We start from the raw sequence: 24,520 nt of genomic DNA, 5'->3' as shown, positions 1-24,520 counted from the left end.
TCCCTTACTTCGCAGCCGTGGGGATACCGGTGATCTTGATCGCCGTGTACTGCTGGCGGTGACCCTGACGACGGCGGTAACCGGTCTTGTTCTTGTAGCGAAGGATGTCGATCTTCGCGCCCTTGTGGTGGTCCACGACCTCGGCCTGGACCTTGATGCCCGCAAGCACCCACGGGTCGCTCGTCACGGCATCGCCGTCGACAACGAGCAGGGTCGAGAGCTCGACCGTGTCGCCAACCTTGGCAGTGGAAATCTTGTCAACCTCAACGATGTCGTCGACAGCAACCTTGTGCTGACGACCACCGCTGCGCACGATGGCGTACACGCGGATCTCTCTCTCGCTCGGAACGGTGCCCCCGCAGTCCAGCCGCCCGCAGGCGGACGGCCTCTCCCGGCCCGGAACAGTGCCCACGAAACGGGAGGAAAAAGGTTTACAGGGGGTGGCGGTGCATAGGAACACGCCGACGGTCAAGGTTACGGGGCCGGTCCTGGCGGGTCAAACCGGCCCCGCACCCCCGCTCACCTGACCGGATTCTCACCGTCCGGCGGCAGCGGCTTGACGCCCTTGCACAGGTCCGTCTTGTCGGCGCTGCCCGGCCAGGCCACGGCCCGCGTGCGGTCGAAGTGCGAGCGGTAGGTGTCGTGCACCGAGTCGTCGTCTATCTTGACGATCGCCTCGTCGTTCTCGCGCAGGGCGGGCGCCGTGTAGTTCTGCGAGCCCGTGAAGGAGACCTTGTTCCGCTGGCCGTCGTACACGCCGTCGACCAGCAGGTACTTCGAGTGGATGATGTACGGCGTGGTGAGGCGGGAGCCGGGGCGCAGCGGGTCCCGGTCGTCGTTGTAGCAGCGCACGGACGGGCCGCCCGACTTGTGCAGCTGCTCCCAGGTGCCCGGGGTGCCGCCCTGGCTCTTGGCGCTGTCCGTCTCCGCGTACAGGATGCTGACCGAGCAGCCGGCCTTCTTCAGCGAGACGAGCTTGTCGGCGATCTGCTTCCGCGTGATCTTGAAGATCGCGGCGCGCACCTTGGTGTGCTGTGTCACACCCGCCGAGTCCTTGTACGTGCACTTCACGTTGTTCAGGACTGAGTACATGGTGTCGGTCTCGTTGACCGTGCCGTTGCGCGGGAAGAAGTACGCCTTGTAGCGGCCGCTGCTGACCGTGCGGTAGTCCCAGTCCGCCCAGCGCTTGCCGAGCATGTCCGTGAAGTACTCCGCGTACGCGTCGTACATGGCGGGGTTGTCCGGGAGCAGCAGCGCGTCGTTGAAGAACTTCGTGTGCGCCGACGGCGTCGAGTTCGACGTGGTCTGCACGACCACGTCCCTGGCGCCCTCGACCTCCGAGAACAGCCAGAACTTGTTGTGCATGATCGACTTGCCGTACTGGGGGTTGCCCAGGCAGGACTTGCCGGTCGGGCAGAGGGACACGAACGACGACTTCGTCCTGTCCGTGCCGAGTGCCGACTTCAGTGTGTTGTACGAGGTGTTCGTCGGCCGGTCGCTCCTGCTCGTCTCGTCGAGCAGGACCTGCACGCGCACGCCGCGCCTCTTGGCGGCGACGAGCGCGTCGACGACCGGGGCCTCCCAGACGTGGTAGACCGCGACCTTGATCGTCGAGCCGGGCACGGCGGCGTTCGTCAGCTCGATCAGCCGGGTCCTGATGGCGTGCTGCTGGTCGACGGAGCCCTTGGGATCGTTGAAGATCGGCCCCTCCGTCCAGGTGGGCAGCGGGTCCGCCGACGCGGTCCCCACGGAGCCCGCGGCCTGGATTCCCGCCGCCGACAGGACCGTGGCCAGTGCCACCGCCTGGCGGCCGCCCTTGACCGGTTTCACCGCACGGTGTCGTCCCGTGCCTCGCAGGCGCACATGCGCCATGTGTCATCCCTCCCCTGACGAAGGCGCGCAGTCTCCCCAAACGCGCGCACACGTCCCTGTTCGTTCATCAGACCGCATGAGTTTTACAGGTATCTCCCCGGACCTCCAAGGAGGGCCCTCCCACTTCACGCTTTCGGGGTGTGCGAGGCCGTTCCCCGGACACGGCGGTGCCCCCCGCCCGGCGTTCTCGCCGTGCGGGGGGCACCGGTCGCGAAGAGGTCAGTCCTCGCTGGTCGCGCCGGCGGAGACGCCGGACGGCGTCTGCTCCGCCGCCGCGGCCTTCTTCGCCGTCGCCTTCGACGCCTTCTTGGCCGTCGTCTTCTTTGCGGCCGTCTTCTTGGCCGCGGTCTTCTTGGCGGCCGTCTTGGTGGCCGCCGTCTTCTTGGCGGGCGCCTTCTTGGCCGCCTTGCGCGCCGTCTTCTTGGCCGGAGCGGCTTCCTCGGCGGGGGCCTCGGACTCCGTCCCCGCCTGCTCGGCGCCGGCCGGCTTCTCAGCGGCCTTCTCCGCCGACGGGACGACCACGATGGCCGCCTCCGCGGACGCGGTCGGCGCGGTGGCCTTGCGCACCGCACGGCGGCGCGGACGCGGCGGCGCGGCGTCGGCGACGGGCGCCTCGGCGACGGGCTCGGACACCGGCTCGGTGACCGCTGCGGCGACCGGCTCGGCCTTGGGGGCCTCGACGACCACCTCGGCGCTGTCGGCGCCCTCAGTGCCCTCGGCGGCCTTGGGCGAACCGGCCGGCGACGTCGCCTTGCGGACCGCACGGCGGCGCGTGCGTCCCTTCGGCGCGGCGTCGTCCACCGGAGCCGCCGGAGCCTCCTCATGGGCGTCGTGGGCCTCATGGGCCGCCTCGACGGCCTCGGGGCTGCCCACGATCGGGTCCTCGACGGCCGGGGCCACCGTGCGCGCGGTCTCGGCCTCGACCGCCGGGATCTCGGCGGCCTTGGCCTCCGCCTCGGCCTTCGCGGCCCGCTCGGCGCGCTCTGCGGCCTTCGCCGCCCGCTTGCCCGACTTCTTCGCGGCCCTCGGAGTGTCCGCCTTCGGAGCGTCCGCCTGCGGGGTGTCGGCCTGCGCGGCCTCCTCCTCGGGAGCGGTCTCCACCCGCGGAGCGCCCGCCGGAGCCGATGCGCGGCGCGTGGCACGACGCCGCGAACGGCCGCGGGAAGCAGCCGCCTCGGCCTCGGCCGCACTGCTGTACAGCTCCTCGTCCGCGACGAACTCGGGCTCGGGCAGCGCCACCGGAGCGGCCACCTCGGCAGCGACCTCGGCCGCGGTCTCGGTCTCCGCCGAGTCGTCCGCCGACTCCAGCTCGTGCGTGTGCTCGTGACCGTGGTCCTGGTGGTCCGAGCCGCCGCGGCCGCGCTTCTTGCGCTTGCCGCCGCCGCCCACGGAGGTGGGCTGTTCCATGTGCACGATGACACCGCGGCCGTTGCAGTGCACGCAGGTCTCGGAGAAGGACTCCAGGAGGCCCTGGCCGACGCGCTTGCGGGTCATCTGGACCAGGCCGAGCGAGGTGACCTCGGCGACCTGGTGCTTCGTGCGGTCACGCCCGAGACATTCGAGCAGGCGCCGCAGGACCAGGTCCCTGTTCGACTCCAGGACCATGTCGATGAAGTCGATGACGACGATGCCGCCCAGGTCGCGCAGCCGGAGCTGGCGCACGATCTCCTCGGCCGCTTCGAGGTTGTTCCTCGTCACGGTCTCTTCGAGGTTGCCGCCCTGGCCGGTGAACTTGCCGGTGTTGACGTCGACGACGATCATCGCCTCGGTCTTGTCGATCACCAGCGAGCCGCCGCTGGGCAGCCAGACCTTGCGGTCCAGGGCCTTCGCGAGCTGCTCGTCGATGCGGTACGTCGCGAAGACGTCGACCTCGGACGTCCACCGGGAGAGGCGGTCCGCCAGGTCGGGCGCGACGTGCGAGACGTAGCCGTGGATGGTCTCCCACGCCTCGTCACCGCTGACGATGACCTTGGAGAAGTCCTCGTTGAAGATGTCGCGGACGACGCGGACCGTCATGTCCGGCTCGCCGTACAGCAGGCTCGGCGAGCTCGTGGAGATCGCCTTCGCCTTCTTCTGGATGTCCTCCCACTGCCCCTGGAGCCGCTCGACGTCGCGGCGCAGCTCGTCCTCGCTCGCGCCCTCGGCCGCGGTGCGCACGATGACGCCCGCGTCCTCGGGGACGATCTTCTTGAGGATGGTCTTCAGACGCGCGCGCTCGGTGTCGGGCAGCTTGCGGCTGATGCCGGTCATCGAGCCCTCGGGCACGTAGACGAGGTAGCGGCCGGGCAGCGAGACCTGGCTGGTCAGGCGGGCACCCTTGTGGCCGATCGGGTCCTTCGTGACCTGCACGAGGACCGACTGTCCCGACTTCAGGGCGGACTCGATGCGGCGCGGGCCGTTGGCCATGCCGAGCGCTTCGAAGTTGACCTCACCGGCGTACAGGACGGCGTTGCGGCCCTTGCCGATGTCGATGAAGGCGGCCTCCATGGACGGCAGCACGTTCTGGACCTTGCCCAGGTAGACGTTGCCGACGTACGAGGTGGCCTGCTCCTTGTTGACGTAGTGCTCGACGAGCACGTTGTCTTCCAGGACGCCGATCTGGGTGCGCTCGCCGTTCTGACGGACGACCATCACGCGCTCGACGGCCTCGCGGCGCGCCAGGAACTCGGCCTCGGTGATGATCGGCACGCGGCGGCGGCCCTGCTCGCGGCCCTCGCGGCGGCGCTGCTTCTTGGCCTCCAGGCGGGTCGAGCCCTTGATGGACTGGACCTCGTCGGCACCGGTGCCCAGCTCGCGCTCGGGGTCCTTCGCGCGCCGCTCCCGCGGCTCACGGACCTTCACGACGGTGCGCTCGGGGTCGCCGTCGGCCGGCTCGCCCTCGGCGGAGTCCCCGGCGCGGCGACGGCGGCGACGGCGGCGACGGCTGCTGCTGGAGCCGGAACCGTTCGACTCCGACTCCTCGGCGTCCTCCGCCTCCTGCTCCGCGCTGTCCTCGGCGTCCTGCTCCGCCTGCTCGGCGGCGACCGTGTCGGCGTCGTCGGCGTCTCCGGCGTCGTCGGCATCCGGGGCGTGGCGCGCGGATTCGTGCTGCTCGGCGTCCTGGTCGGCGGAGTCACCGCGACGGCGGCGACGGCCACCGCGACGGCGACGGCGGCCCTGGCGCTCGCCGGACTCCTCCGTGTCGTCGTCGGAGTCGGCCTGCTCGGCCTGGTCCGCGGCGTCCTCGGGCTCGTCGGCGGGCTGCTCGTCGGCGGCCTTGGCGGGCCTGGCGGGCTCGCGCTCCTCGACGGCGGGCTGCTCGTCCGCGGCGCGACGGCGGCGGCGCCTGCGCGGCGTCGGCTCCTCCTCCGCCACGGGGGCGGGCTCGGCGGTCTCCTCCGCGGCCTCGGCGGCGGCGGCCGCGGCGGCGCGCTCCGGGGTCTGGAACATCGGCTCGGCGAACACCGGCGCCTGGAAGACGGCGACGGCCGGGCGGGGCTTGCGCCCGCCGTCCTCGCCGGACTCCTCGGCGCGCTGGGCCCTGCGGGCCTTGTGGCCGGACGGCGCGGAGAAGCCGGTGGCCGCGGTCTTGCGGGTGGCGCGACGACGACGCCCACGGGGCTCTTCGTCGGCGACGTCGGCGGCTTCCTCGACCGGAGCCTGCTCGGCGGCGGCGGCCGGCTGCTCGGCGAGCTTGGCGGCCACCTCCTTCTCGACGGCCTGGGGGGCACCGGCGGGAGCGGAGGCGGTGCGGGTGGCACGGCGACGCGTACGACCCTTGGGCGCGTCCTCCTCGGCCACCGGCTCGGCGACGGGCTCGGCCTGCGCGGGGGTCTCCTCCACGGCCTGGGGGGCACCGGCGGGAGCGGAGGCAGTGCGGGTGGCGCGACGACGTGCGCGACCCTTCGGAGCGTCCTCCTCGGCGACCGGCTCGGCGACCGCTTCGGCCTGCGCGGGGGACTCCTCAGCGGCCTGCGGGGCACCGGCAGGGGCGGAAGCGGTACGGGTGGCACGGCGACGCGTACGACCCTTGGGCGCATCCTCCTCAGCGACCGGCTCGGCGACCGCTTCGGCCTGCGCGGGGGCCTCCTCGACGGCCTGCGGCGCACCAGCGGGAGCGGAAGCAGTGCGGGTGGCACGGCGACGCGTACGGCCCTTCGGAGCATCCTCCTCAGCGACCGGCTCAGCAACCGGCTCGGCCTGCACGGGAGTCTCCTCGACAGCGGCAGCCGTCGCCGTCTCTTCGGCGGCCTGCGGCGCACCGGCGGGTGCGGAGGCGCGGCGGGTCGCACGGCGGCGCGGGCGCGCGGCCGGAGCGGCATCCTCGGCGGTCTCCTGCTCCGCAGCGGCGGGCGCGGGGGTCTCGGCGACGGGCTCCGTCACCTCCGCGGCCTGCGGGGCACCGGCCGGCGCGGAGGCGCGGCGGCGGGGGCGCGCGGCCGGTGCGGCCTCGGGCTCCGGCTCGGCGACGGGCGCCGGGGCCTCGACGGCCTCGGCCGTCTCCTCGGTCTCGTCGACCTCGGGGGCCTCTTCGGCAGGGGTGGCCGTTATGGCCGGGGCCGCTGCTTCGGCGGCACCCGTCGGCGGGCCCGCCGGACGCGACGCGGCGCGGCGCCTGCGGCGCGGCGGCAGGGTGTCGCTGGGGGTGTTGTTCTGCGAACCCTCGGTGGGGTCGTTCGGCTCAAGCATGCGGGCTGTTCTCCCGTCACGCTCCCGGGCGCCGCGCCTGGTCCGGTGATGTCCGCGGCTCGCGCTGTGCGCGGGGCCGCCATCCGGGGGCGTGGGCGCCGCACGGGAGCTCTATGTCTTGTCTCGCCGGTTCCGTACGCCCATGTGCGGACGGCCTGGCGAAAGTCTCGGTCAGTGCGCTGCCCGACCCAGGTGGCTCCCGAGTACGAGGGCTGCGCGTCGACGTACGTCCCTAACGGGGGCCTTCCGGCACCGGCGCCTTCGCGGCGGCAGGTACGGCGGCCGTGGGTGGGGCGGCCGTGTCTGCCTCGCGGTCGGGCGCGAGCGGGTCGGTCACCGTGCCGGTCTCTTCATCGAAAAGCCCCTGCGCCAGCCTGGTCACCGCTGCGGGGACCGGCGGCGCCAGGTCGGCCACAGCTCGGAGACCGGACAGGACGTCGTCAGGTCGTACGGCAGGTGTCACGTGCCGAACAACCAGCCGCAGTATCGCACAGGGCTTGTCGGTCGGCCTATCGGTGTCGTGAGCGACCGGCTCGCCGTCGGCGAGTGCGAGGCTCACGACGGCCTCGCGTGCGTCGAAGGTGCGCATGCCGTTCTTCGTGCGGCGCTGGACCTCGACCTTCTCCGCCGCCGCGAAGAGCCCGGCGGCACGCTCCGCCTCCGCGGGCTCCACGCCGACGAGGCGCAGCTCCCATACGGAGGCCGTGAGGCGGTCGGCGAGTCCCGAGGTGCGGGACTCGACGGCGTCGACGATGTCGAGCCCGGCGGGCATCGACTCGTCGAGGAGCTCACGGAGCTTGTCGGGGTCGCGCGGCGCGGTGAGCGCGATCTCCAGGTACTCGGCCTCACTGCCCGTGCCGGTGGGTGCGGCATTGGCGTACGACACCTTCGGGTGCGGGGTGAACCCCGCCGAGTACGCCATGGGCACCTCGGCGCGGCGCAGCGCACGCTCGAAAGCGCGCTGGAAATCGCGGTGGCTGGTGAACCGGAGGCGGCCGCGCTTGGTGTAGCGCAGGCGGATGCGCTGCACCGCGGGTGCGGGCGGCGGGCCTACGGGCTGTCGCTTGCCCAGTGTCGTCAGTCCTTCATGAGTGCCGTCGTACTGCTACCTAGAGTACGTGTCCCGGGCGCGTCAGGTTCCCGCCGGGCCACCGGTACGGGCACCGGCTCCTTCGGGGCGCCGAAGAGCATGCGTCGTACATCGGCCCTGGCCTGGCGGACGCTGTCGCGCGCTGACGCCAGGGCCTGGCGTGCCGTGCGGCCGACGCTGCGGGCGGCCGCGGCGGCGGGCCGCCAGATCGCGTCGCGGACCACGTGCCCGACGGGCGTGAGGATCGTGCGGTACGCCCACCGCACCGGCTCGACGAAGATCCACCGCAGGAGCTTGCCGAGGAACCGGCCGACGACGAGGGAAATGTGCCCGGCGATGCGCCAGGCGTGTCCGAACGCGTCGCCGACCTCGCGCGCGACGACGGCGATCGCCCGCCCGACCGGGGCGAGCACCCACCGCCACACGGCGACGGCGGGCACGACGAAGACCCAGCGGAGCAGCGTCGCGATGCCGTGCCCGACCGGTGTGAGCACGGCCCCGTACAGCCAGACCAGGGGCACCACGACGAGCGTCCGCACCAGCCAGGCGATCGCGACGCCGACCGGCACGACCACGTACCGCCAAAGCCCCACCCACGGCCACACGAAGACCGCCTTGAACAGCCACACCAGGACGGCGGCGATGCCGCGCCCGGCAGCGGTGGCCCCGGCGCCCAACCGCCGCGCCAGCCAGGCGAGTCCGTGCCCGATCGGCGTCAGCACGCGCGCGTACAGCCAGCCCGCGGGGATCACGAGCAGGACCCGTCCGAGCCAGGCGACGCCGTGCCCGACGGGCGTCAGCACGCGCGCGTAGAGCCACATCAGGGGAACCACGACCAGCATGCGCGCCAGCCAGGCGAGCCCCTTGCCGACCGGCACCAGCAGATACCGCCACAGGCCCACCCACGGCCAGACGAAGACGGCCTTGAACAGCCAGGTCAGTACCGTCCCGATGGCGCGTCCTACGGGCCGCAGCACAGTGCGGTGGATGAAGCGGCCGCACACGGCGAGCGCGTCCCACACGAGGCGCACGGGGACGACGAGCACGAGCACGACGATCCGCACCGGGATGCGGATCGCGACGGCGAGACACCCTTCGGCCTGCGGGGGCTGCCGGTCGGTCCGCCCCGGCGAGGGCTGCGGGACGGCCTCCTGGGGAGGCCGCTTTTCCAGGTCCATGTAGTCCTAGACGCTCATGGCGCCGGTTCGGATCCAGTACCGCAGCTTGCCGCCCCGCTCGTCCTCGAACGTGCCGCCCGCCGCCTCGATGACCTTGCGCGAGCCGGTGTTGTCGGTGTCGCAGGTCACCAGGACGGAGTCCAGGCCGAGTTGGGCGGCGTACGGGAGGCAGCCGAGCAGCATGTGGGTGGCGTGGCCGCGGCGGCGGGCGGTGGGCCGGACGTCGTAGCCGATGTGGCCGCCGTACTCGCGCAGGAAGCGGGTGGCGACGGTGTGCCGGATGCTGACGCGGCCGAAGTAGTCGGCGCCGTCGGCGTACCAGAGGGTGGTGACGGGGACGGCGAAGGGTTCGGCGGGGTGCGCGGCGGCGCGGACCTCGGCGACGTACGCGTCGAAGACGGCCCGGTCGCGCCACCGGGCGCCGTAGTCGCGCAGGGTGGCGCCGAGCGTCGTGTCGTCGTCGGGCCCGCCCCGCCCCTCGGCCCGGAACTCCTCCATCGCGGTGATGTAGGAGCGGTGCACCAGGCCGGTGGGCAGGACGAGTCGGGGCAACGGGGGTTCCCGGCCCTACTTGACCACGGTGAGCGGCAGGAGCTTCTTGCCGGTGGGACCGATCTGGATGTGCGTGTCCATCTGCGGGCACACGCCGCAGTCGAAGCACGGCGTCCAGCGGCAGTCCTCGACCTCGGTCTCGTCGAGCGAGTCCTGCCAGTCCTCCCAGAGCCAGTCCTTGTCGAGACCGGAGTCCAGGTGGTCCCAGGGCAGCACTTCTTCGTACGTACGCTCACGCGTGGTGTACCAGTCGACGTCGACGCCCATCTCGGGCAGCGTCTTCTCGGCGCACCGCATCCAGCGCTCGTAACTGAAGTACTCGCGCCAGCCGTCGAAGCGGCCGCCCTCTTCATAGACGGCGCGGATGACGGCGCCGATGCGGCGGTCGCCGCGCGAGAGCAGGCCCTCGACGATGCCGGGCTTGCCGTCGTGGTAGCGGAAGCCGATCGAGCGGCCGTACTTCTTGTCGCCGCGGATCTTGTCGCGGAGCTTCTCCAGGCGGGCGTCGGTCTCCTCGGAGGAGAGCTGCGGGGCCCACTGGAAGGGGGTGTGCGGCTTGGGCACGAAGCCGCCGATCGACACCGTGCAGCGGATGTCGTTCGAGCCGGAGACCTCGCGGCCCTTCTGGATGACCTTCGTCGCCATGTCGGCGATCTGGAGGACGTCCTCGTCGGTCTCGGTGGGCAGGCCGCACATGAAGTACAGCTTCACCTGGCGCCAGCCGTTGCCGTACGCCGTCGAGACGGTGCGGATGAGGTCTTCCTCGGACACCATCTTGTTGATGACCTTGCGCATGCGCTCGGAGCCGCCCTCGGGGGCGAAGGTCAGGCCCGACCTGCGGCCGTTCCTGGTCAGCTCGTTGGCCAGGTCCACGTTGAAGGCGTCGACGCGGGTCGAGGGGAGGGACAGACCGATCTTGTCCTCCTCGTACCGGTCGGCGAGGCCCTTCGCGACGTCGGCGATCTCGCTGTGGTCCGCGGAGGAGAGCGAGAGCAGGCCGACCTCTTCGAAGCCGGTCGCCTTGAGACCCTTCTCGACCATGTCGCCGATGCCGGTGATGCTTCGCTCCCGCACGGGGCGCGTGATCATGCCGGCCTGGCAGAAACGGCAGCCGCGGGTGCAGCCGCGGAAGATCTCCACGGACATGCGCTCGTGGACGGTCTCGGCGAGCGGGACGAGGGGCTGCTTGGGGTAGGGCCACTCGTCGAGGTCCATGACGGTGTGCTTGGACACGCGCCACGGCACGCCGCTGCGGTTCGGGACGACGCGGCCGATGCGGCCGTCCGGGAGGTACTCGACGTCGTAGAACGCCGGGATGTAGACCGAGCCGGTCCTGGCGAGGCGGAAGAGGACCTCCTCGCGGCCGCCGGGCCGGCCCTCGGCCTTCCACGCCCGGATGATCTCGGTCATGTCGAGCACGGCCTGCTCGCCGTCGCCGATGATCGCGGCGTCGATGAACTCGGCGATCGGCTCGGGGTTGAAGGCCGCGTGGCCGCCGGCGAGCACGATCGGGTGGTCGACGGTGCGGTCCTTGGACTCCAGCGGGATGCCCGCGAGGTCCAGGGCGGTCAGCATGTTGGTGTAGCCCAGCTCGGTGGAGAAGCTGAGCCCGAAGACGTCGAAGGCGCCGACGGGCCGGTGGCTGTCCACCGTGAACTGCGGGACCCGGTGCTCGCGCATCAGGGCCTCCAGGTCGGGCCAGACGCTGTAGGTGCGCTCGGCGAGCACGCCCTCGCGTTCGTTCAGGACCTCGTAGAGGATCATGACGCCCTGGTTGGGCAGGCCCACCTCGTACGCGTCCGGGTACATGAGCGCCCAGCGGACGTCGCAGGATTCCCACGGCTTGACGGTGCTGTTCAGCTCACCGCCGACGTACTGGATGGGCTTCTGCACATGCGGGAGCAGAGCTTCGAGCTGTGGGAAGACCGACTCGGCAGACATCGCGAACCTTCATGAGCGGGCAGGGGTGACCATCAAGCGTACCCCGGCGTTCACCCGCCCAGCGCCGCCCGCACTTTCGCCCGGGACGCCTCGGCCCACACCTCCGGCAGTTCGCGCTCCCGGTCGGCGCCCGCCGCCTCCTCCTGGCCGTACAGCAGCCCCCAGGTGAACGCGGTCTCCCCCGCGAGGTGCGCCTGGATCGCCAGGGCGCGCAGGGCCTCGCGCGCGACGACGCTGTCCTGGTGGTCGCCGAGCACGCTCTGCACGGCCTTCATCCTCTTGGCGAACCGCTTGGCGGGCTTGCCGAGCGCGGGCACCGCCGACTCGCCCGTGTACCTGGCCCGCTTGGCGGCCTTGCGGGCGTCGTGCAGGGCGACGTCGCGCTGCTTGCCCGGGGGCAGTTCCAGGGCGTGCTCGACGCGGGCGGCGAGGCGGGCGTAGTCCTTGAGGGCCGCCTTGGACAGCGCTTTCGCCGGCGGGGCGGAGGCGGCGGGGCGCAGCGGGGGCTCGGCCAGCAGGGCGTCGAGCATGTCCAGGAGGGCGAGGTAGCGCTTGCTGTCGAGCACGGTGACCGTCCTGCGCCGGGAGCCTGCGCGGCGGGCGACGCTCCAGATGCGGAGCCGTCCGCGCACCGGGCCGAGGAGGAGGGTCCTGGGCAGCGCGTCGATGCGGGTGGTGAGCCGCTCGGCGAGGACTTCCTGGTCGCGGTCGACGCCGAGCTCGCCCGCGAGCCACTTGAGCTCGTCGCCGACGGGGTCGGTGGCCGTCCGGTCGAGGAGCTTGCGGTACGACTTGAGCGCACTCCGCATCCGTCGGGTGGCCACCCGCATCTGGTGCACGGAGTCGGGCAGGTCGCGGCGGACTGCGGGGTCGAGCGAGACGATCGCGTCGCGCTGGGCGCGGAGGTAGGCGACGACGTGGTCGCCCGCGGTGCCCGGGCCCTCGCCGACGGTTTCGCGGACCACCTCGGCGACGGCTTCGCCCTTGCCGGCCTTCTTGCCGCTGCGGGTCGCGGTCTCGGGCTCGGCCTTCTGCGGCCCGTTCTTCTTCGGCGCGGTCTCGGCCAGGGCCCTGGCCAGCTTCGACGGCGAGGAGGAGCGGCGCGCGCCCGCCTTCTTGAGCTTCTTCTCGACCTTGTCGAGGATCGCGGGGTCGGCGCCGTCCGCCAGTTCCACCTCGGCCTCGGACCATTCGGCGGTGCCGGTGCCGCCGTCGAGGCGTTCGGCCCGCACGCCGTCGATGCTGACCTCGGCGAGCAGGGTGCCTTCGGCGTCGAGGAGGTGGCACAGGTTCCTCGCGGACCGGAGCCTGACGACGGGGACCAGTTCGGCCTCGCGCACCCGGGAGCGCACGAGGCCGGAGAGGGCGCGCGGCACCGTGTCCGAGAGCGGGGCGTGGATCTCGTCGCGCACGCCCTCCGCGAGGGACACCGGCAGTTTCAGGTGCCAGCCCGCGTCGTCGCCGCCGGTGCGCCGCCGCAGCGTGACCGAGCCCGCGGCGAGGCGCTGGTCGGGGGTGTCCCAGTAGACGGCGTCCAACTCGACGACGCCCCTGTCGACGACGTCCTCGACCCCGGCGACGCCGGACAGGTCGGGCAGCGTCGCGCCCGCCCCGACGTCGTACTTCCGCTCGATCTCGCGCTTCGTCTCCGCCATGAATTGAATCTAGACGCGAAACGCGAGGCCAAACATGCCTGCGACGGGACTTCCGGCCACGGGTTACGCGGACATCGGCCGCTGCACCTTGATCGACTGGAGTAGTCCGACGGCGACCCAGACCGCGAACATCGACGATCCTCCGTAGCTCACGAAGGGCAGCGGAAGGCCCGCGACCGGCATGATGCCGAGGGTCATCCCGATGTTCTCGAAGGCCTGGAAGGCGAACCAGGCGATGATGCCCGCGGCGACGATCGTGCCGTAGAGCTCGGTGGTCTCGCGGGCGATGCGGCAGGCGCGCCACAGGACGACGCCGAGCAGGACCAGGATGGCGCCCGCGCCCACGAAGCCGAGCTCCTCGCCCGCGACGGTGAAGACGAAGTCGGTCTGCTGCTCGGGCACGAACTGGCCGGTGGTCTGGGAGCCCTTGGTCAGTCCGGTGCCGGTCAGGCCGCCCGAACCGATCGCGATGCGCGCCTGGTTGGTGTTGTAGCCGACGCCCGCCGGGTCGAGGGCGGGGTTGGCGAAGGCGGCGAAACGGGCGATCTGGTAGTCGTCGAGGACGCCCAGCTGCCATATGGCGATGCCGCCCGCGACGCCCGTGCCGAGCAGTCCGAACACCCAGCGGTTGGAGGCGCCGGAGGCGAGCAGCACGCCGAGCACGATCATCGCCATCACCATGACCGACCCGAGGTCGGGCATGAGCAGGACGATCATTATCGGGACGGCGGCGAGGCCGAGGGCCTGCACCACGGTGCGGTGGTCGGGGTGCTCGCGGTCGCCCGCGTCGACGCGCGCCGCGAGCAGCATCGCCATGCCCAGGATGATCGTGATCTTCACGAACTCGGAGGGCTGGAGCGAGAAGCCCGCGATCACGAGCCACGCGTGGGCGCCGTTGATGGTGGCGCCGAGCGGGGTGAGGACGAGCAGCACCAGGAAGACGGAGATGCCGTAGAGGATCGGCACGGCCGTGCGCAGGGTGCGGTGGCCGAGCCAGATCGTGCCGGCCATCAGGGCGAGCCCGATGCCGATGTTCATGACGTGCTTGAGCAGGAAGGCGTACGGGTCGTCGCCGACGAGTTCCGTGCGGTTGCGGGTCGCCGAGTAGACGAGCGCGGAGCCGATCACGGACAGCGCGAGGGCGCAGAGCAGTATCACCCAGTCGAGCCTGCGCACCACCGAGTCGCGGGCGAGGAGCCGCGACATGCCGGAGCGCTCGGGTCCGTATCCGGAGACGGAGAAGCCACTTCCGGTCATCAGTCCCGCCTCCAGTTCGCCGGGGCACCGGCAAGCTCCTGCTGCTCGGTCGGCTCCTTGGGCGGCTCGGGCTTGTACGGCCTGATCTTCGGGGAGTGGATGGAGCCGTCGCCCTTGATCTTGGGCAGGGACTTCTGCGGCTCGGGCAGGAGCGCCTTCTTCAGGTCCTGCTTGCCGTTCTCGTCCAGGCCGTAGATCGCGTCGTAGATCTTGCGGACGGCGGGTCCCGAGGCGCCGGAACCCGTACCGCCCTGGGAGATCGTCATGATGATCGAGTAATCCTTGGTGTACGTCGCGAACCACGAGGTGGTCTGCTTGCCGTAGACCTCGGCGGTACCCGTCTTGGCGTGCATCGGGATCTTGTCCTGCGGCCAGCCGCCGAACCGCCACGCGGCCGTACCGCGCGTCGCGACGTCCGCGAGGGCACCGTCTATGTCCTTGCGGAGCTTGGCGTCCATCGGCAGCCTGCCGTGCGACTTCGGCTTGATCTCCTCGATCCGCTTGCCGTCGGCGCTGATGATCGCCTTGCCGACGGTGGGGTCGTACATGGTGCCGCCGTTGGCGATGGCGCTGTAGATCGTCGCCATCTGTATCGGCGTGACGAGGGTGTCGCCCTGGCCGATGGAGTAGTTGACGGAGTCACCGGCACGCATCTTCATGCCTTCGAGGCAGTTCTCGTACGCGATGCGCTCGGCGTAGTCGCCGCCGCTCTTCTTGCCCTGCTTGCACCAGGCGTCCTTGTTGGCCTTCCAGTAGTCCTTCTTCCACTGGCGGTCGGGGACGCGTCCGGTGACCTCGTTGGGCAGGTCGATGCCGGTCTCCTTGCCGAGGCCGAACTGGTGGGCGGTCTTGTAGAACCAGTCCTTGGCGTCCTTCTTCGGCTTGTTGCCGCCGTCCTTGGCCCACTGGTCGTGCGACAGCTTGTAGAAGACGGTGTCGCAGGAGACCTCGAGGGCCTGGCCGAGGGTGATGGAGCCGTGGCCCTTGGACTCGAAGTTCTTGAAGGTCTGGCCGCCGATGGAGTACGAGCTGGGGCACGGGTAGCGGCCGTTGAAGTCGTAGCCCGCGTTGACCGCGGCGGCCGTCGGGATGACCTTGAAGATGGAGCCGGGGGCCGCCTGGCCCTGGATGGCGCGGTTGAGCAGCGGGTAGTTGGACTTCTTGCCGGTGAGCCTGGCGTAGTCCTTGCCGGAGATGCCGCCGACCCAGGCGTTCGGGTCGTACGTCGGATTGGAGGCCATGGAGACGATGCGGCCCGTCTTGTTCTCCATGACGACGACGGCGCCCGCGTCGGCCTTGTAGTTCTCGCCGGTGTTCTTGTCGAACTCCTGCCGCGCCTTCTTCATCGCGTCGTTGAGCCAGTACTCGGAGACGGCCTGCACGCGCGCGTCGATGCTGGTGACGACGTTGGCGCCGGGCTGGGCCGCGTCGGACTCGGCCTTGCCGATGACGCGGCCGAGGTTGTCGACCTCGTAGCGGGTCACGCCGGCCTTGCCGCGCAGCTGCTTGTCGTACGTCCGCTCCAGGCCGGAGCGGCCCACCTGGTCGGAGCGGAGGAACGGCGAGTCGGTGTTCTCGGCCTTCTTGATCTCTTCGTCGGTGACGGGCGAGAGGTAGCCGAGGACCTGCGCGGTGTTGGACTTGCCCGGGGCCGCGTACCGGCGCACGGCGGTGGGTTCGGCGGTGATGCCGGGGAAGTCCTCGGAGCGCTCGCGGATCTGCAGGGCCTGCTTGGGCGTCGCCTCGTCGGTGATCGGGATGGGCTGGTACGGCGAGCCGTTCCAGCAGGGCTGCGGCGTCTTGGAGTCGCAGAGGCGGACCTTGTCGGAGACGTCCTTGGGCTCCATCTCCAGGACGTCGGCGAGCTTGGCGAGGACCGCCTTGCCGTCGTCCTTCATCTTCATCAGGTCCGTGCGGGACGCGGAGACGACGAGCCGCGTCTCGTTGTCGGCGATGGGCACGCCGCGGGCGTCCAGGATCGAGCCGCGCACGGCGGGCTGGACGACCTGCTGGACGTGGTTGCCCGAGGCCTCCTCGGCGTACTCGTCGCCGTTGCGGACCTGGAGGTACCAGAGGCGGCCGCCGAGGGTGAGGAGGAGGGAGACGACGAGGATCTGGATGATGACGAGACGGATCTGCACGCGGGGCGTGCGCCCCGTCTCGGGGATGTTGGTCACAGGCGCTTGACCCCCTTGATGCGTCCGGCGCGGGCGACACGGGCCTTGGCCGCCTTCGCCCGCAGACCGCCGCCGCGCTGGTCGCCGATGCGCAGTCCGGTGCCGGACGAGAGCCAGCCGGAGGAGACGTCGGCCGCCTTGTTGGCGGGTCCGTTCTCCCCGAGCGGGTCGTTGTCGGCGCGCCGGGCGAGCGCGATGATCAGCGGCACCGTGAAGGGCGCGAGCAGCAGGTCGTAGAGCGCGGCGGTGAACAGGAGCCCGACCAGGCCCACGTGGCGGGCGGCCGTGTCGCCGACGAGGGAGCCGACGCCCGCGTACAGGAGCGTCGATCCGATGGCGGCGCTGACGACCACGACGAGCGGCCCGGTGGCGGAGCGGAGCCTGCCGCCGTCGGGCTTGGCGAGGCCCGCGAGGTAGCCGATGACGCAGAGCACCAGGGCGTACCGCCCGGCGGCGTGGTCGGCGGGCGGGGCCAGGTCGGCGAGGAGGCCCGCGCCGAAGCCGACGAGGGCGCCGCCGACATGGCCGTAGACGAGGGCGAGGCCGAGGACGGTGAGCAGCACCAGGTCGGGCACGGCGCCCGGCAGCTGGAGCCGCGCGAGGACGCTGACCTGGATGACCAGGGCGACGACGACCAGGGTGGTGGACAGCAGGATTCGGTTGAAGCGCATGGGTCCGGTCTCCTACTGCTCGTCGGCGGCGGCGCCGTCGGCCGGGGGCTGGCCCGACGGGGTGGCCGTCACGGTCACCGTCGGTGTCGGCTTGGGCTTCTCGGGCTTCTTCGGCAGGACCGTGTCGCGCGGGTCCTCGCGGGGCGCCTCGACGACGACACCGACGATGTCGAGCTTGGTGAATCCGACGTACGGCTTCACGAAGACGTTCCGGGTGAGGTCGCCGCCCGAGGGGTCGACGCGGACGACCTCGCCGACCGGGACGCCCGGCACGAACGGCCGGTCCTTCTGCGAGCCGAAGGTGACGAGCCGGTCGCCCTTCTTGACCTCGGCCTTGCCGTTGAGCAGCTGGACGGAGAGCGGACGGTCGCCCTGTCCGGTGGCGAAGCCGAGCTCGTCGGTCTTCTCCATGCGGGTGCCGACGGTGAAGTCGGGGTCGTTGGCGAGCAGGACGGTCGCGGTGCCCGGGCCGACCGTGGTGACCCGGCCTACCAGGCCGTCGCTGTTCAGGACGGTCATGTCGCGCTTGATTCCGTCCTTGGCGCCGGCGTCGATCGTGACGGTCCAGGAGAAGCCCTGGGCCGCTCCTATCCCGATGACCTCGGCGCCCTTGATGCCGTACTGTCCCGCGCCCGCCTTCTTGAGCATGCCGTCGAGCTGGCGTACGCGGCTGCGGTTGCGGTCGTCGCTGCCGAGCTTGGCCTTCAACGCGGCGTTCTGGCGCTCCAGTTCGGCGATGCGGCTGTGGCGCTCACCGGAGTCGCGGACCGCGCCGATGGCGTTGCCGATCGGGTCGACGGCGGAGGACATGCCCTCCTCGACCGGACCGAAGACCGTGGCGGCGGCCCGGCGGGCACCGTCGACCGGCGAGTCCTCACCGCCGCGGATGTCCACCGTGATCAATGCGAACGCGATGGCGACCAGCAGCACAAGAAGCAGCCGGCTCTCTCGTGTGTCCCTCACGTGCGGCGGCGTGCCTTCCTCAATCGGATTCCGTGGAAACTGCGGGTTCCACGAGGTTCTGGGGAATTGTCGTGCCTTGCGGGAATTGCGTGTCTTGCCTCTATATCAACGATCCGCCGCACGAAGTGGCAGGCACTCGTACGGCGGATGTTCTCGCGTCAGATCATCTGCGCGGCTGGGCGTCCAGCACCTGCTGCAACGCCTCGAACTCCTCGACACACTTCCCGGAGCCGAGCGCCACGCTGTCCAGCGGGTCCTCGGCGATGTGGATCGGCATGCCGGTCTCGCGGCGCAGCCGCTCGTCGAGGCCGCGCAGCAGGGCGCCGCCGCCGGTCAGCACGATGCCGCGGTCCATGACGTCGCCCGACAGCTCGGGCGGGCACTTGTCGAGGGTGGTCTTGACCGCGTCGACGATCGCGTTGACCGGCTCCTCGATGGCCTTGCGGACCTCGGCGGCGGAGATGACGACGGTCTTGGGCAGCCCGGAGACCAGGTCGCGGCCGCGGATCTCGGTGTGCTCGTCGGCGTCCATGTCGTACGCCGAACCGATGGTGATCTTGATCTGCTCGGCGGTGCGCTCGCCGAGGAGGAGGGAGTACTCCTTCTTGATGTGCTGGATGATCGCGTTGTCCAGCTCGTCGCCGGCGACGCGGATCGACTGTGCCGTGACGATTCCGCCGAGCGAGATGACGGCGACCTCGGTGGTGCCGCCGCCGATGTCCACCACCATGTTGCCCGTGGCCTCGTGGACGGGCAGGCCGGAGCCGATGGCGGCGGCCATGGGCTCCTCGATGATGTGCACCTGGCGGGCGCCGGCCTGCGAGGAGGCCTCGATGACGGCGCGGCGCTCGACGCCCGTGATGCCCGAGGGCACGCAGACGACCACGCGCGGACGGGCCAGGTAGCGCCGCTTGTGGATCTTCAGGATGAAGTAGCGGAGCATCCGCTCGGTGATCTCGAAGTCGGCGATCACGCCGTCCTTCAGCGGACGCACCGCGACGATGTTGCCGGGCGTGCGCCCGATCATCTTCTTGGCTTCCGCACCGACCGCGAGGATGCCGCCGGTGTTGGTGTTGATCGCGACGACGGACGGCTCGTTGAGTACGATCCCCCGACCCCTGACGTACACCAGCGTGTTGGCGGTCCCGAGGTCGACAGCCATGTCACGGCCGATGAACGACATGTTGTTCCCCATGAGGATGCGTCTGGCCTTCCCTATTGGAGCTTGTGATGGCTTTTTAGGTAGGCGAGGTGGGTGCTGAGTGGCAGTGGAGGCTTCCATCGTAGTCTCGGCCGCGCGAAGACGGCGCGAGGGTCTTCGCCATTGTCAGCAGATGATGTGCCGCCTCGCCTTTGGAGACGTGCCATCGGAGGCACGGGTTCCCCCAATTGGGGCGCATATGCCAAAGGACGGCCGAATTCCTTCGGCCGTCCAGGGGCGGGCGGCGCGCTGCTGACGCGAGGTCAGAAAGTCTTATGTCGCACTTTCGGACTCTCGTCCTGTCGGACTCTCGTCGTGCCGGACTAGGCGATGCCCGGGAAGAAGATCTTCAGCTCGCGCTCGGCGGACTCCTCCGAGTCCGAGGCGTGGATCAGGTTCTCCCGGACGATCGTGCCGAAGTCACCGCGGATCGAACCGGGCCCCGCGGCGATCGGGTCGGTCGGTCCGGCGAGCGCGCGGACGCCCTCGATGACCCGCTCGCCCTCGACGACGAGCGCCACGACGGGACCGGACGACATGAAGGCGACCAGCGGCTCGTAGAAGGGCTTGCCCTTGTGCTCGCCGTAGTGCTGCTCCAGGGTCTCCTGGTCGAGCGAGCGCAGTTCCAGCGCGGAGATCGTCCAGCCCGCCTTGCGCTCGATGCGGCCGATGATCTCACCGATCAGGCCGCGACGGACGGCGTCGGGCTTCAGCAGGACGAGGGTGCGCTGGCTCATGTGCGGCTCCAAGAGGTGTTCTTACGATCTCTGCGATCACGGGGGATTGGGCCGCACGATACCGGGGTCGGCTACGCGGCGTTACCTCCGGCCTCCGGCTGCCCCTCCGCCATCGCCGCGAAGCGCGCCTTCGCCTCGTCGATCTTGCGGCCGAAGTGGACCGACGCCCACCACAGAGCGGCGAACACCGCGCCCAGGAAGAACATCGTCGGCACCACGAAACCGCTGGCGATCAGCGCGATCTGCAGGGCCCAGCCGAGCTGGATGCCGCCGGGCCGGGTGATCATGCCGCAGAGCAGGAGGCTGAGCAGCATCGCGATGCCGCAGACCGTCCAGACCGTGCCCATGGACAGGTCGTCGTCCTTCATGGCGACCAGACCCGCGAAGCCGATGACGAAGAACTCGCCGATCAGCGTCGAAGCGCAGAGCATACGCACAGGAATTCAGCCTCTCCCCAGGAGCAGTCGGGCCTCGCCGACCGTGATGACGGAACCAGTGACGAGCACGCCGGCGCCGGCGAACTCCCCCTCCTCCTCGGCGAGGGTGATCGCCGCCTCCAGCGCGTCGTCCAGGCGCGGCTCGACCTGCACGCGCTCGTCGCCGAAGACCTCCACGGCGAGCGCGGCCAGCGTGTCGGCGTCCATCGCGCGGTGGCTGGAGTTCTGCGTGACGACGACCTCGGTGAAGATCGGCTCGAAGGCTTCGAGGAAGCCCTTCATGTCCTTGTCGTCGCTCGCGCCGATCACGCCGATGAGCCGGCTGAAGTCGAAGACCTCGCTGATCGCGGCGGCGGTGGCGCGGGCGCCCGCCGGATTGTGCGCGGCGTCCAGGACGACGGTGGGCGAGCGGCGCACCACCTCCAGGCGGCCCGGCGAGGAGACCGAGGCGAAGGCCTTGCGGATGGTGTCGATGTCCAGCGTGCGCGCGTGCTGCGAGCCGACGCCGAAGAACGCCTCGACGGCGGCGAGCGCCACCGCTGCGTTGTGCGCCTGGTACTCGCCGTGGAGGGGCAGGAAGACCTCCTCGTACTCCCCGCCGAGTCCGCGGAGCGTCAGGAGCTGGCCGCCGACCGCGACCCGGCGGGCGACGACGCCGAACTCGAGGCCCTCACGGGCCACCGTCGCGTCGACCTCGACGGCCTTCTTCAGGAGCACCTGCGCGGCGTCCACCGGCTGCTGGGCCATGATCACCGTCGCGTCCGGCTTGATGATGCCGGCCTTCTCCTTGGCGATCTCGCCCGGCGTGGAGCCGAGGCGGTCCGTGTGGTCCAGGTCGATGGGGGTGATGACGGCGACCGAGCCGTCGATCACGTTCGTCGCGTCCCAGCTGCCGCCCATGCCGACCTCGACGACGGCCACGTCCACCGGGGCGTCCGCGAAGGCCGCGTACGCCATGCCGGTGAGGACCTCGAAGAAGGAGAGGCGGTACTCCTGCCGGGCGTCGACCATCTCCACGTACGGCTTGATGTCGTTGTACGTCTCGATGAAGCGCTCGGCATCGACGGGGGCGCCGTCCAGGCTGATGCGCTCGGTGATCGACTGGACGTGGGGCGAGGTGTACCTGCCGGTGCGCAGCTCGAAGGCGGAGAAGAGCGCCTCGATCATGCGGGCCGTGGACGTCTTTCCATTCGTCCCCGTGATGTGGATCGAGGGGTACGCGCGCTGGGGCTCGCCCAGGACGTCCATCAGGGCGGCGATGCGGCTGACGGAGGGCTCAAGCTTGGTCTCGCCCCAGCGGGACGCGAGCTCCGTCTCCACCTCGCGCAACGCCCTGTCCACCTCGGGATCGGCGGGCCGCGCGGGGACGTCACCCTGCGGCGGGCCCCCCTGGGCGCGAAGGGTACGGCTGCCCGCCTCGATCACCGCGAGGTCGGGGTCGCGGTCCGTCTCGGCACCGACGATCTCGTCGAAGGGGTCGCCGTCGGCGGGTCGGTCGGCGCTGTCGTCGTACGGGGGGAGATCACTCACGTACGTCAGTCTACGGAGCGGCACCGACACTCGCCGTCAGGACCTCCGAGTGGGCCCATGATCGCCTCGTCGGGACTTTCGGCCCGTCCGATTCAGGACCTTGGTCCCTCCGCTTCGCGCGGCCGCCGGGCAAACTTGGCGATCATGGACATAGGTATCGACCTCGGCACTGCCAACACCCTCCTGTACGTGCGCGGCAAGGGGATCGTGCTCAACGAGCCGTCCGTGGTCGCCGTGCGGTCCGAACGGGGCGGCAGGAGCAGGGTGCTGGCCGTGGGGGCGGAGGCCAAGGAGACCATCGGGCGGACGCCCGGGTCCATCACCGCCATCCGTCCGCTGCGGGACGGCGTGATCAGTGACTACGAAGCCGCCGAGGAGCTGATCCGGCACTTCGTGAGGAAGGCCCTGCCGGGGCGCCGGCCCCGTACGCGCATGGTCGTGTGCGTGCCGAGCGGCGTCACGCCCGTCGAGCGGCGCGCGATCGTGCACGCGTCGCAGCGGGCCGGGGCGCGGGCCGTGCACCTCATCGAGGAGCCGATGGCGGCGGCCATCGGGGCGGGGCTGCCGGTCTCCGAGCCGCGGGGGTCGATGGTCGTCGACATCGGGGGCGGGACGACCGAGGTCGCCGTCATTTCGCTGGGCGGCATCGTCACCTCCCAGTCCCTGCGGGTGGGCGGTGACCGGCTGGACTCGGCCATCACCGACTTCGTGCGCAAGGAGCACACGCTGCTCATCGGGGAGCGCACCGCCGAGGACATCAAGGTCGCCATCGGTTCGGCGTGGCCGGTGCCGGGCGACGACGCCCTGGAGATGCGGACGTTCACCGTGCGGGGGCGGGAGAAGGTGGGCGGGCTGCCGAAGACCGTCGACCTCACCGCGCGCGAGGTGCGGGCCGCGCTGGACGAGCCCGTCGAGCAGATCATCGCCGCGGTGAAGGCGACCCTGGAGGAGTGCCCGCCGGAGCTGTCCGGCGACATCATGGAGCACGGGATCGTGCTGACCGGCGGCGGTGCGCTGCTGCCGGGACTCGACCTGCGGATCGCCTCCGGCACGGGGATCCCCGTCTTCGTCGCCGACGATCCGCTGGACAGCGTCGCGATGGGGTGCGGCAAGTGCGTGGAGGACTTCGACGGGCTCGAGCGGGTGATGACGGCGGCGTGAGCCTGCGGCGCGGGGTGCCCTTTGTCGTCTGCGGGCCGGTGGGGGTTGCTCGCGCAGTTCCCCGCGCCCCTGGGTGGTCCTCCCTCGCCGGATGCCGAAGGTGCCGCAGGTGCTGCCAAGGGGGCGCGGGGAACTGCGCGGCAAGCCCCCACGGCCCGCAGCAGGCGTCGGCGCGTCGGACCTACGTGAGTTCGCCGGGCGAGAGAGTCGCCCGGACCTCGTAGACCGCCCCCCGCCGCCCGGCGGCAAAGGTGCCGCCCACCGCGCGGATCCGCTCCGCCATGCCCGTGGTGCCCGTGCCGGAGGAGACCGGGGCGGAGGGCAGGGCCCTGGTGGGGAGGGGGTTGCGGACCGTGATCTCCAGGCGGGGGCCGTTCAGGGCCACCTGGACCGTGACCCGCTCGCCCGGCGCGTGCTTCGCCGCGTTCGTCAGGCACTCCTGGACCACCCGGTGCACCGCCGCCTGCCGGAGCGGCGACAGACGGTGGGCCGCGTCGTCGATCAGGAGGTCGACGGGGCTGCCCGCACGGACGCTGCGCTCGGCGAGTTCGGGGAGGGCGTCGAGGCCGGGGGTCGGCGCGCCGTCGGTGCCGCGCTGCACGATGATCTCGTTCAGCATCCGGTGCGCGCTGCGCGCCGTCTCCGAGAGCTCCTCGAAGCCGTCCTCGAAGGGCCCGCCCTCGGCCCTGCGTGCCAGGACCTGGGAGCGCACGCTCAGCAGCGTCAGCTCACGGCCGACGAAGTCGTGCACGTCCCGCGCGATGCGGGTGCGCTCCTGTTGGACGGCGTGCAGCGTGTCCGTCTCGGCGCGCTGCGCCTCCAGGGCGCGGACCAGGTCCTGCCGGTTCGCGGCGACGCCGACGCCCGCCGCGAGCACGCCGATCGGGACGACGAGGCTCAGGAACGAGCTGAGCGTGTCACCTCGGTGCACCGGCCAGCCCGGCAGGTTGAACATCACGTACGCGAACGAGACGTAGCCGATGACGCCCAGCGTTCCCGCCGCGCGGCCCCGGTAGCGGCCGAGGGAGTAGAGCGCGAACTGGGCCAGCGTCAGCTCGTGCAGCCAGCCCAGGAAGAGGAGCGAGACCGCGTACGTCAGCCAGGGCCATCTGCGGCGCAGCAGCAGCGAGGAGGCGCCGCCCACCAGGGCCAGCGCGGCCAGCGGGCCGTTGAGGCCGTTGTCCTCCGCCTCGGCGAGGCCCGGGATGTCCAGGCTCATCAGCGCGAAGGCGCTCAGTGCCGCGAGCACGTCGAGGGCGCGCGGCGCCTGCGACCAGTGCCCGCAGAGACGGCCGGCCGTGGCCGCCGCCTCGCGAATCGCCTGGGCGGCGGGCAGGGTGCGCATGCCTTCCATCATCCAAGGTCTTTCGACCCGTTCCGCCGGACTTACGTCCCTGTTTTGGTGATTTGCCGCACCCCGGGAGGGTGTA

General features: G+C 71.1%; 18 protein-coding genes. 1 reads left to right on the top strand and 17 read right to left on the bottom strand.

The genetic code is table 11. The features are described from left to right. Positions 1–4: 4 nt before the first annotated feature. The 16 genes from rplU to folC form a co-directional block, all read right to left on the bottom strand. On the bottom strand, positions 5–325 hold the full coding sequence (gene rplU, locus ACZ56E_RS25965) for a 50S ribosomal protein L21 (RefSeq protein ID WP_055566950.1): 321 nt from the start codon (positions 323–325) through the stop codon (positions 5–7). A gap of 194 nt (positions 326–519) precedes the next feature. Continuing rightward, the gene (locus ACZ56E_RS25960; protein ID WP_471217713.1) at positions 520–1,872 is read right to left on the bottom strand and encodes a phospholipase D-like domain-containing protein; all 1,353 of its coding nucleotides are present in this window, start codon (positions 1,870–1,872) and stop codon (positions 520–522) included. Between the two features lie 219 nt (positions 1,873–2,091). Continuing rightward, entirely contained in the window at positions 2,092–6,540 is a 4,449-nt protein-coding gene (locus tag ACZ56E_RS25955; RefSeq protein WP_471217711.1) for an Rne/Rng family ribonuclease, read from the bottom strand. 232 nt (positions 6,541–6,772) lie between these two features. After that, a complete protein-coding gene (locus tag ACZ56E_RS25950; protein ID WP_471217709.1) occupies positions 6,773–7,570 on the bottom strand; it encodes a TIGR03936 family radical SAM-associated protein in 798 nt (265 codons plus the stop codon). A gap of 47 nt (positions 7,571–7,617) precedes the next feature. Continuing rightward, positions 7,618–8,808, bottom strand: coding sequence for a hypothetical protein (locus ACZ56E_RS25945; RefSeq protein WP_471217707.1), 1,191 nt, complete (start codon positions 8,806–8,808; stop codon positions 7,618–7,620). A 6-nt stretch (positions 8,809–8,814) separates the two neighbouring features. Further along, entirely contained in the window at positions 8,815–9,360 is a 546-nt protein-coding gene (locus tag ACZ56E_RS25940; protein WP_471217705.1) for a GNAT family N-acetyltransferase, read from the bottom strand. A 15-nt stretch (positions 9,361–9,375) separates the two neighbouring features. After that, positions 9,376–11,301, bottom strand: a complete 1,926-nt coding sequence (locus tag ACZ56E_RS25935) for a TIGR03960 family B12-binding radical SAM protein (RefSeq protein WP_471217703.1) — start codon at positions 11,299–11,301, stop codon at positions 9,376–9,378. A 50-nt stretch (positions 11,302–11,351) separates the two neighbouring features. Beyond that, complete coding sequence (locus tag ACZ56E_RS25930) at positions 11,352–12,956, bottom strand: CYTH and CHAD domain-containing protein (protein ID WP_471217701.1); 1,605 nt, start codon at positions 12,954–12,956, stop codon at positions 11,352–11,354. Between the two features lie 63 nt (positions 12,957–13,019). Further along, positions 13,020–14,213, bottom strand: coding sequence for a rod shape-determining protein RodA (gene rodA, locus ACZ56E_RS25925; RefSeq protein WP_362995791.1), 1,194 nt, complete (start codon positions 14,211–14,213; stop codon positions 13,020–13,022). Beyond that, complete coding sequence (gene mrdA, locus ACZ56E_RS25920) at positions 14,213–16,390, bottom strand: penicillin-binding protein 2 (protein ID WP_468601123.1); 2,178 nt, start codon at positions 16,388–16,390, stop codon at positions 14,213–14,215. Before mrdA ends, rodA begins: the two co-directional genes overlap by 1 nt. Beyond that, the gene (mreD, locus tag ACZ56E_RS25915; protein WP_398297749.1) at positions 16,387–17,061 is read right to left on the bottom strand and encodes a rod shape-determining protein MreD; all 675 of its coding nucleotides are present in this window, start codon (positions 17,059–17,061) and stop codon (positions 16,387–16,389) included. The genes mrdA and mreD overlap by 4 nt, the downstream gene beginning before the upstream one ends. Before the next feature lie 12 nt (positions 17,062–17,073). Next, positions 17,074–18,024 (bottom strand): rod shape-determining protein MreC, encoded by a 951-nt coding sequence (mreC, locus tag ACZ56E_RS25910; protein WP_468601126.1) that lies wholly within the window; start codon positions 18,022–18,024, stop codon positions 17,074–17,076. 163 nt (positions 18,025–18,187) lie between these two features. After that, on the bottom strand, positions 18,188–19,207 hold the full coding sequence (locus ACZ56E_RS25905; protein ID WP_030362602.1) for a rod shape-determining protein: 1,020 nt from the start codon (positions 19,205–19,207) through the stop codon (positions 18,188–18,190). 341 nt (positions 19,208–19,548) lie between these two features. Next, entirely contained in the window at positions 19,549–19,962 is a 414-nt protein-coding gene (gene ndk, locus ACZ56E_RS25900; protein ID WP_471217698.1) for a nucleoside-diphosphate kinase, read from the bottom strand. A gap of 71 nt (positions 19,963–20,033) precedes the next feature. After that, positions 20,034–20,399, bottom strand: a complete 366-nt coding sequence (locus ACZ56E_RS25895; RefSeq protein WP_398297753.1) for a DUF4233 domain-containing protein — start codon at positions 20,397–20,399, stop codon at positions 20,034–20,036. A 6-nt stretch (positions 20,400–20,405) separates the two neighbouring features. Further along, positions 20,406–21,929, bottom strand: a complete 1,524-nt coding sequence (gene folC, locus ACZ56E_RS25890; RefSeq protein WP_471217696.1) for a bifunctional tetrahydrofolate synthase/dihydrofolate synthase — start codon at positions 21,927–21,929, stop codon at positions 20,406–20,408. A gap of 144 nt (positions 21,930–22,073) precedes the next feature. Between folC and ACZ56E_RS25885 the strand changes: the two genes are divergently transcribed. Continuing rightward, on the top strand, positions 22,074–23,090 hold the full coding sequence (locus ACZ56E_RS25885; protein ID WP_471217694.1) for a rod shape-determining protein: 1,017 nt from the start codon (positions 22,074–22,076) through the stop codon (positions 23,088–23,090). 181 nt (positions 23,091–23,271) lie between these two features. On the opposite strand, the gene ACZ56E_RS25880 is transcribed toward ACZ56E_RS25885, so the two are convergent. Beyond that, entirely contained in the window at positions 23,272–24,435 is a 1,164-nt protein-coding gene (locus ACZ56E_RS25880) for a sensor histidine kinase (RefSeq protein WP_471217692.1), read from the bottom strand. Positions 24,436–24,520 lie beyond the last annotated feature (85 nt).

It is taken from the genome of Streptomyces sp. NPDC039480, from assembly GCF_055597165.1.
The sequence above is the reverse complement of the archived record's forward strand: the minus strand, read 5'-3'. Positions and strand labels throughout refer to the sequence as shown.